This window comes from Nocardioides allogilvus (genome assembly GCF_003047285.1).
GTDB lineage: Bacteria > Actinomycetota > Actinomycetes > Propionibacteriales > Nocardioidaceae > Nocardioides > Nocardioides allogilvus.
In genome coordinates this window covers 1-7,952 of the sequence record NZ_PZYX01000023.1, presented here as the reverse complement: position 1 = coordinate 7,952, position 7,952 = coordinate 1, and the positions used below count along the sequence as shown (strand labels likewise).

Genomic DNA, 7,952 nt, shown 5'->3' with positions numbered 1-7,952 from the left:
GGAACTCCTTGGGATACGGCTTCGGCATGGTGAACATCCTTCCAGCGAGGACGAATCCTCACAGGTCAGGTGTCAACCAAAGTCTGGGCAGTCCCCCCAGACTCGTATGGAGTTGCTCGGGCCAACCGCCTACGCGGCCTATCGAACGGGGTCTGGAGCGGTACACGGAAGCTTCACCGACATCTACAAGAACCATCTCACAGAAGCTTCAGAGGGTTTCGAGATCGAACTGCGACCCCAGCCCTTTCGACCCCAGCCGCTTCTCACCATGGCGATGCTGGCGCTATTGACCCTAAATGACTACAGCATCATGTTTCTGGGGCTCCCGTTGCCTGCGACGATGGAAGACCGAGGCCGCGCGCTCATGGAACTGCTCTGGCGGGTGGATAAACTTCACGAACGCTTCCTGAACGACCGTTAGGCAATCCCGCTTCAACTCCGGCAGGTGCCCCGCGGCACATCGTGCGCCATACGCCTAGCGTCACTCCGCCGCCTTCGGTGACGCCCGCGGGCTTCCGACGGTCCGAATGCAGCCCTCAGGAACTTGCAGCTTCCCGATGGGGCGCTGGATCTGACCTCGCCCGAGCGGGTGCCGGGTTAGTGGACGAGTTGGGAAACGCGCTGCTTGGAGACGCCGAGAGCTTTGGCGGTGTCAGCCTTGCTGATGCCCTCATGGAGGACCATCTCTCCAACGAGGGCCTTGGCTGCTGCTGCAGCAGCGGCGACCTGCTTCTCCGCGGCCTCCTGGCGTCGCCGGACCTCCTGGATCTGGTCGCCAAGCTCGCCAGCAACGGTGTAACTGAAAGTGGTCGAGGCCGGAACTGGCTGCTCGGTCATGGTCGTGACTAGATCGCGGACCCAATCATCGGCTTCGGTAAATCTGCGAACGTTGGTTGCGCCCACGCCCTTAACCTCAAGCACCCATTGGGGCGCCTCACGAGTGACAACGACGTCGTAGTGGTCGCGTGGCTTGAGTGGGAAGGTCATTGGATGACTCCTGGTGAGAGACAGGATAATTGGGTGATGATCGAGCGGACGGTCCCGGCAGCGACCGTCGAGCCCTTTCCGTGGTTCGGGACTGGTGCATGGTGCTTCCCGCACGGGCATTCCCAGACTTCGTGTCGGCCCGAGCTGCGGATGAGCTTGCACCCAGCCTTGCGGAGTCTCTTGATGAGATCCCGATAGGTCATCGGTTTCACAGTCTAGGTCTAGCCCCCCTAGACATTCAAGTCAAGGGGGACTAGACGAACACAGCCACTACCCGCCCACCGGTAGGTCAATCCGTCGCATCGGCACCCCCGCCGCCTTCGCACTTGGGGGCGTGGCGTGCCGCCCCGGCCCGCGAGTTGAGGTGCGAAGGACCCACGTCTATCCGCCGCCTGTGCATCAGCCAAGCGAGCGCACATCCAGCGTCGATGCCGCCAGTGCGGAAACAGATTCGGCTTTCTCGGATATCAGGCCTCTAGGCGGGTGTCCCGCAGCCTCATCCACAGATGCGCGTCAGGCACACTGCAAGAGTGTCCGACTCGCTGCGCAACCTGCTCGCGGCGCCGCCCGACCTCCCAGTCACCGCGGGCCTGGCCCCCCTCGTAGAGGCGCTTCACGATCGCGGAGTCGCGGTGGTCCACGCACCGCCGGGCACCGGCAAGACGACCTTGGTCCCACCCGCGGTCGCTGGGGTCGTCTCCGGACGGGTCGTGGTCACGCAGCCGAGCCGCATCGCAGTCCGCGCCGCTGCCCGCCGGCTGGCGCATCTGCTGGGCGAACCGGTTGGCGAGACGGTCGGATACTCCGTTCGCGGAGACCGACGCAGCAGTCGACGTACACGCGTCGAGTTCGTCACGACCGGTCTGCTGCTCCGGCGGATCCAGCACGATCCCGAGCTGGCTGGCGTCGGGGCCGTCGTGCTCGACGAAGTGCACGAGCGCCACCTCGACGCCGACCTGACCTTGGCGCTGCTCATCGACGTCCGGGCCAACCTGCGTGATGACCTGTTGCTGGTGGCGATGTCGGCCACCATCGAGGCCGAACGGACGGCCGCCCTGCTCGGCCGAGGTGACGATCTCGAGGGTCCCGCCGATGTCTTGAGCGCGCCGGTGATCCGCGTGCCGGGGGCCCTGCACTCGGTCCAAGCGGTCTGGTGTCCGCCGCCTGCGGGGGTGCGCCGCACTGACGACCGGGGGATCACCCCAGCGTTTCACGACCATGTCGCAGCAACCGTGCGTCGTGCGCTGGTCGGGCACGAAGGGGACGTCTTGGTCTTCGTGCCGGGTGTTGCGGAGGTCGAGGCGACCGTACGTCGCCTTGCCAGTGTGGATGCGGCCGTGCACGCCCTGCACGGACGTCTGTCCGGCGCCGAGCAAGATCGTGCGCTCAGCGAGGGACCGCGTCGACGAGTGATCGTCTCGACCGCGGTTGCCGAGTCGTCGCTGACGGTGCCCGGGGTGCGCGTCGTGGTGGACGCCGGATTCTCGCGCGAGCCGCGCACCGATCACCGTCGCGGACTGGCTTCTCTGGTGACCGTCGCGGTGAGCCGGGCGGCGGCCGAGCAGCGGGCGGGACGGGCCGGACGGTTGGGGCCGGGGACCGTGCTGCGTTGTTGGTCCGAGGCGGAGCACACGCATCTGGCCGCTCACCCGGAGCCCGAGATCGCGACCGCCGATCTGACGGCCTTCGCCCTGGAGGTGGCGTGTTGGGGCAGCCACGACGTCCACGACATGGCGCTGCTCGACCAGCCACCGGCGTACGCACTGTCGGCGGCCAAGGAGGTGCTGGTGGGGCTGGGTGCGATGACCGAGGACGGGAGAGCCACCTCGCGGGGTCGGGTGATCGCGGGCGTGCCGGTCGATCCCAGGCTGGCGCGTGCCCTCATCGACGGGGCCGGTCTCGTCGGGGCCAGGCGGGCCGCAGAGGTGGTCGCAATGCTGAGTGAGGACGTTCGCGCCCCCGGCGGAGACCTGGTTGCCGCACTTCGGTCACTGCGCGCTGGCCAGCGGGCAGGATCCTGGCGCCACCAGGTCGCCCGGCTGGAGGAGGTGGTTGCGAAGCAAGGCACCGCCGGCGACCGGAGAGGGACGTCGGGCCACGCCCGAGCACTCACCGATGACGTGGCGGTGGGTCTGGTGGTGGCCCTGGCGCATCCGGACCGGATCGCACGCAAGCGCTCCGACACGTCGAGCTACCTGATGGCGTCCGGGACAGGCGCGTCGCTCGACTCGCGCGCCCCGGGGCCGCTGGTCGGACTGGAGTGGCTCGCGGTCGCTGACGCACAGCGACGGCCCGGGGAACGTGAGGCCCGGATCCGCGCGGCGGCCCCGCTCACCGAAGACCTCGCGCTGGAGGCAGCGGGATCGCTGTGGACCGAGGTGGATGAGGTCAGCTGGACCAGTGGGCGGGTGGTGGCACGCCGACGGACGTTGCTGGGCGCGATCGAGCTCAGTTCGACCCGGCTCAGCGATCCACCCGCGCAGGCCATGAGCGACGCGATCCGGGAGGCGGTCGCGAGCGAGGGGATCACACTCCTCGCCTGGACGGAGGCGGCCACGGCGCTGCGCGCGCGCCTCGACTTCCTGCACCGCGCGCTCGGGGACCCGTGGCCCGACGTGAGCGACGCAGCACTGACACAGAACCTCGACTCCTGGCTCGGACTGCAGTTGGCGCGGGTCCGCTCGGCGCAGGATCTTCGTCGTATCGACGTGACTGCCGCCCTGCGAGCCATGGTGCCGTGGCCGGAGGCGGGCAGGCTCAACGACTTGGCCCCTGAGCGCGTCGAGGTCCCCAGCGGGTCGAGCGTGCGGATCGACTACTCCCAGGATCAGCCGGTGCTCGCCGTGCGACTGCAAGAGGTCTTCGGCTGGGCCGCAGCACCGGTCCTGGCTGACGGCAGGGTCCCGCTCCTGCTGCACCTGCTCTCGCCTGCCCGACGCCCGGCCGCCGTGACCGCAGACCTGGAGTCCTTCTGGGACAACGGCTACCCGGGCGTACGTGCCGACCTGCGCGGGCGCTATCCCAAGCACGCCTGGCCTGAGGATCCACGCAGCGCACCGGCCACCGCGCGGACGAACAGAGTTCGCCGAAGTTGAGTGGCTTGTTGACCCGCTTGGGGTGAATCTCCCTGCCTACAGGGGCGCATGCGACGACGGCTGCAAAGCCTGCGTCATTGCGCCGCCTGTCGGCGCTGCCCTTTCGTCGACGGCATCTTGGCGGCGGCAAGCTCCGGAGGCACGGGGAGCTGGGTTGGACGCTGTGTCGCGCGTAAGGTGGCTCAAGGAAAGCGGAGAGCAGTTCTCGCTATTTTCAGCTCGGCCGTCCGACGCTCTTGGCGATGGAAGGAGCCTGGTCATGAGGTCGAATACTCGATGGATCATGGTTGCGGCGGCAGTTCTCGTCGCCATCCTCATCGTGCTGCTGGCTGTTTACGGCGGAGGGAACGGTGGCGGCGGAACGGGCGGCGGGGGCTACTGACCGGACTGCATCATTGCGCCGCGGATGCGCGCGTCCTACGCCAACCGCCCAGCGCCCGCCCACGCCTCCGTCGATCAGTCCCGAGTCGCCGGGTGACCCCACTCGAGGGCGCTTTCACGGGATCGCGCGCGAGCGCGAAGGCGGATGGTTGCCCGAGCGCGTCCCGCCGTACCGCGCTCGGCGGCGCGCCGCGCCCCGGAGACGACGTGCACGCGCTGCGTGAACACCACGAAGCGAGCCTCCTCCGCGAGGCTGCCCTTGGGCGTCACGTCCACCGCGAGCCACAAGCCGTCCGGCTCGAAGCCGACGACGGCCTTCCCGGTGCCAGAGCGCTCCTTGCCCACAGCGGACGAGGTGACCTGGAGGTCGAACTCGACCGCACGGGCGTGCGCACCGCGAGTTCTCCGCAGCAGCTGCGTCGCCTCGACGAACGCCCGCTCCTCCGACGAGATGAAGCCGGCCGGGATCCATGGCGCCCGAGGGCCGGTGGCGTCGATCCCGGGTCGGACCTTGTCCCCGTTGACCCAGACATCTCCCCAACTCATTCACGCATCCTCGCACCAGCCCCCGGGCCGGTGTCTGGAGGTAGTGATGTTGCCGACTTGATCACGCCAAGCCCGGAGCTCCCACCGCCAACGCCACCACAGCGGCCGCACCCTGCACGTCTGGCAGCTCGCCTCCCGCCCTACGCGCGTTGGCGTGGTCGAGCATGACCGAGACGAACGTCTCGGCCGCTTGGCGGCGCAGCGTCTTCGCCACGGTCCACTCGACTGCCTGGTCCAGCGCTGCCTCGGTGAGCTCGACCAGCGAACGGCGCAACTGGCGTAGGTGGTCGCGCACCTCCGGGTGAGTGCCGCTCTCGCGGAAGATGATCGTCCGCAACACCAGCGAGTCGTGGTCCTCCAGGCCGAGGCGGCGGTGCATGGCCAGCAACGACCCGGCCGGGTCGCCCCGCCGTACGACGCCAGCGAGGGTGTCCTTCGTCGGTGACGGCAGGCGCTCCTGCAACAGCGTCAACAGCAGGTCGATCTTGCGTGGGAAGTAGTAGAACACCAGCCCCTTCGGGACCTTGGCGGCCTCGGCGACACGAGCCGTCGGAGTCGCGTCGAAGCCATCGACGGCGAAGAGCTCCTCGGCCGCATCCAGGATGCGGGTGCGGCGGTCAGCGGCGGCCATTGGTGCTCCCGGGACAGTGGTTGAACGAAGCATGCGATTGACGGGCAGGCCGCACAACGCATGGCGCGGTCTGCCCGTCGGTCTGGTTCTGCTCGGCAGTCACCTAGTGCGCAATCGGCCCGTGGTGCATGTGCATCCTGTCCTCGACCTGAGGCATTGCCAGGACACCGGCGACCAGCGTGATCGCACCTACGATCCATGCCGTCAGGGCCATGTCATCGAGGCGCTCGAAGCCCATCACCCACGGCGAGGCAATGAACAGCACGCCCATCAAGATGAGCGCATACTCCGAGATTCGATCCTCCGACATCGCCAACGACCACAGCGCGATTGCTGCGGTCACGACACCCAGGGCCACCATCGTCCACGTCGCAGTGTCACTCGTCTGGGTCCAGAGGGGTGACAACGCTGCGTAGGCGCCAGCCGCCAACGCCACCCAGGCCTGCCATCGCGTCCACTTCTGCATGACTGATCCTCACCTTCACATCCCGGACCCGTCGCCCTACGGCGGATCATTGAGCTTCAGAATGCGCCTGATTGACCGCCCGGTCAATACTTCCGGACGCGTCACTCCGCCGCTTCGGGCGCACCGCACGGCGAGCGAGTCTCTACGAGTGAACGGCCGTCGCAGCGCTGCTGCAGCCCTCCGCCGAATTCGTACGCCGTGGCGGCACGCTGGCCCTGCTCGGCTTCCCGCTGGACACCTCGACAGTGAGCTACGGCGACTGGCAGGTCTGCGAGCTGACCGTCAGCCACACCAAGGTGCTGGTCAACCCGCGCGCGTGATCGCGCAGCAGACCCTCCGGGCTCAGATAGGTCTCAGGATTGCAACCAGGAAGTCCGAGTCGTGAAGCCACGGACGCAGGTCCCACGAGGACAACAACAGGTCGGGCTCCAGCCCCGCCTGACGAGCATCGTCCAGGAAATCGGCAAACTCGTAGCCGCGGCCGGCACCGAAGCCAATCGCGACGCGTCCCTCGTCATGGACGTGCGTCCTCAACCGTCGCAGCACTTCAGGGCGGGTGCTCGGCGCCAGGAACGTCATCACGTTGCCAGCACACACGATCGCGTCGAAACGGTCCGGGATCCCGTGAGACCCCAGATCGAGCTCCGCCAAGTCCTCGACGATCCATCGAGGACCCGGGTGGTCCTGGGCGGCCGCCTCGATCAGCACCGGGTCGACGTCCACACCGACCACGTCGTGCCCGCGCCGAGCCAGCTCGCCGCCCACGCGGCCCGGGCCGCAACCCGCATCGAGGATGCGTGACCCACGGCCGACCATCGTGTCGATCAGCCGCGCCTCCCCGGCCAAGTCGTCACCGGCCGCAGCCATCGAGCGGAACCGCTCGACGTACCAGGACGAGTGATTCGGGTCAGCTGCCACTTGCTGCATCCACGCACTCTGCTCTGCCATGTCTGCATTGTGCCTTCCGATTCAGGCACGCGCCCTCGCGGCCGATGCGCGTGGGCCTCAGCTGCGAGCTCGCGATCCACCCTCTGACGGCAGAGGGCAGAGCGCACGGGTCTGCACCAGACCGAGCGCCCAGCACGTCGGGCACCCCCGCAGCAGCACCGCGGCCGGCACGACGAGCAGGAGCGCGAGCGGTCCGAGCCACGGCACCAGCACGAAAGCCGCCACCATCATCGGCAGGCCCAGCGCTCCCCGGACGAGGTGCCTGGGGACGCTGCGGCTGGCGAACATGGTGTCGGGCTGGCTCATGCTGTGCGTTCGACACCGAGCGGTGAACGGATGGGGGCGCCGCAGACCACAACCCTTGCTGCTGGTCGTCAGGTGCGGTCTGGCGTCCGACCAACCATCCAGGCGAAAACGACCGCCCCGGCAACCGCCACGATCGCGAACGGAGCTGTGCCAAGTTGCCCGCGATCAACCCGCCCGATGCTCGTCAGGAGAAAGAGCACGGCCGGGCAACACAGCGCAGCCACAACCGCAGCAAGCGGTCGAGCAGTTGAGGCGGGTCGTCGGCGTCCGACGATGAACGTGAGTACGGCGCCGACCACCAGACCGGCGAAAATCCCCAGGGTCATGCCCAGCAGCGCGCCGGCGATCGTCGAACCGACGGAGTCACCTACGAGAGGACCAACTCCTTCGGCGGGCGTTGCCACCCAACCCCAGATCGCTCCCAACACGGTTCCACCCACGACCCCGGCCACTGGGCCGGCGATCAGCCACCACGCATCTGGCGAATTCCTTCGCGAGGGACTGCCCAGACTTTGGTTGACACCTGACCTGTGAGGATTCGTCCTCGCTGGAAGGATGTTCACCATGCCGAAGCCGTATCCCAAGGAGTTCC

General features: G+C 67.9%; 11 protein-coding genes. 3 read left to right on the top strand and 8 right to left on the bottom strand.

The window, feature by feature from the left end:
• Positions 1-421 (top strand): hypothetical protein (locus C9J87_RS19155; RefSeq protein WP_232820122.1); only part of this gene is annotated, 421 nt, incomplete at its 5' end.
• A gap of 176 nt (positions 422-597) precedes the next feature.
• Here the strand turns inward: C9J87_RS19155 and C9J87_RS19150 are convergent.
• Positions 598-987, bottom strand: coding sequence for a helix-turn-helix domain-containing protein (locus C9J87_RS19150; RefSeq protein WP_107706345.1), 390 nt, complete (start codon positions 985-987; stop codon positions 598-600).
• Complete coding sequence (locus C9J87_RS20610) at positions 984-1,190, bottom strand: type II toxin-antitoxin system HicA family toxin (protein WP_107706344.1); 207 nt, start codon at positions 1,188-1,190, stop codon at positions 984-986. The genes C9J87_RS19150 and C9J87_RS20610 overlap by 4 nt, the downstream gene beginning before the upstream one ends.
• 303 nt (positions 1,191-1,493) lie before the next feature.
• On the opposite strand from C9J87_RS20610, the gene hrpB reads away from it, so the two are divergent.
• Both hrpB and C9J87_RS20500 read left to right on the top strand, forming a co-directional pair.
• Positions 1,494-4,082: an ATP-dependent helicase HrpB gene (gene hrpB / locus C9J87_RS19140; RefSeq protein WP_107706343.1), complete on the top strand. Its 2,589-nt coding sequence runs from the start codon at positions 1,494-1,496 to the stop codon at positions 4,080-4,082.
• Between the two features lie 259 nt (positions 4,083-4,341).
• Entirely contained in the window at positions 4,342-4,464 is a 123-nt protein-coding gene (locus C9J87_RS20500) for a hypothetical protein (RefSeq protein WP_269801766.1), read from the top strand.
• 74 nt (positions 4,465-4,538) lie between these two features.
• On the opposite strand, the gene C9J87_RS19135 is transcribed toward C9J87_RS20500, so the two are convergent.
• The 6 genes from C9J87_RS19135 to C9J87_RS19815 form a co-directional block, all read right to left on the bottom strand.
• Positions 4,539-5,009: a hypothetical protein gene (locus tag C9J87_RS19135; RefSeq protein WP_107706342.1), complete on the bottom strand. Its 471-nt coding sequence runs from the start codon at positions 5,007-5,009 to the stop codon at positions 4,539-4,541.
• Positions 5,010-5,070: 61 nt separating this feature from the next.
• Positions 5,071-5,640: a TetR/AcrR family transcriptional regulator gene (locus C9J87_RS19130; RefSeq protein WP_157953264.1), complete on the bottom strand. Its 570-nt coding sequence runs from the start codon at positions 5,638-5,640 to the stop codon at positions 5,071-5,073.
• Between the two features lie 103 nt (positions 5,641-5,743).
• Entirely contained in the window at positions 5,744-6,106 is a 363-nt protein-coding gene (locus C9J87_RS19125; RefSeq protein WP_107706340.1) for an SPW repeat protein, read from the bottom strand.
• A gap of 342 nt (positions 6,107-6,448) precedes the next feature.
• Entirely contained in the window at positions 6,449-7,054 is a 606-nt protein-coding gene (locus C9J87_RS19115) for a class I SAM-dependent methyltransferase (protein ID WP_107706339.1), read from the bottom strand.
• A gap of 57 nt (positions 7,055-7,111) precedes the next feature.
• Positions 7,112-7,360 (bottom strand): hypothetical protein, encoded by a 249-nt coding sequence (locus C9J87_RS19110; protein ID WP_107706338.1) that lies wholly within the window; start codon positions 7,358-7,360, stop codon positions 7,112-7,114.
• A 68-nt stretch (positions 7,361-7,428) separates the two neighbouring features.
• Positions 7,429-7,952 (bottom strand): hypothetical protein (locus C9J87_RS19815; protein WP_232820120.1); only part of this gene is annotated, 524 nt, incomplete at its 5' end.

What these genes read in the sequence shown, in the direction of transcription:
- C9J87_RS19115 (WP_107706339.1), bottom strand. Translation starts at nt 7,054, where the DNA reads ATGGCAGAGCAGAGTGCGTGGATGCAGCAAGTGGCAGCTGACCCGAAT.
- C9J87_RS20500 (WP_269801766.1), top strand. Translation starts at nt 4,342, where the DNA reads ATGAGGTCGAATACTCGATGGATCATGGTTGCGGCGGCAGTTCTCGTC.
- C9J87_RS19135 (WP_107706342.1), bottom strand. Translation starts at nt 5,009, where the DNA reads ATGAGTTGGGGAGATGTCTGGGTCAACGGGGACAAGGTCCGACCCGGG.
- hrpB (WP_107706343.1), top strand. Translation starts at nt 1,494, where the DNA reads ATGCGCGTCAGGCACACTGCAAGAGTGTCCGACTCGCTGCGCAACCTG.
- C9J87_RS19130 (WP_157953264.1), bottom strand. Translation starts at nt 5,640, where the DNA reads ATGGCCGCCGCTGACCGCCGCACCCGCATCCTGGATGCGGCCGAGGAG.
- C9J87_RS19150 (WP_107706345.1), bottom strand. Translation starts at nt 987, where the DNA reads ATGACCTTCCCACTCAAGCCACGCGACCACTACGACGTCGTTGTCACT.
- C9J87_RS19125 (WP_107706340.1), bottom strand. Translation starts at nt 6,106, where the DNA reads ATGCAGAAGTGGACGCGATGGCAGGCCTGGGTGGCGTTGGCGGCTGGC.
- C9J87_RS20610 (WP_107706344.1), bottom strand. Translation starts at nt 1,190, where the DNA reads ATGACCTATCGGGATCTCATCAAGAGACTCCGCAAGGCTGGGTGCAAG.
- C9J87_RS19110 (WP_107706338.1), bottom strand. Translation starts at nt 7,360, where the DNA reads ATGAGCCAGCCCGACACCATGTTCGCCAGCCGCAGCGTCCCCAGGCAC.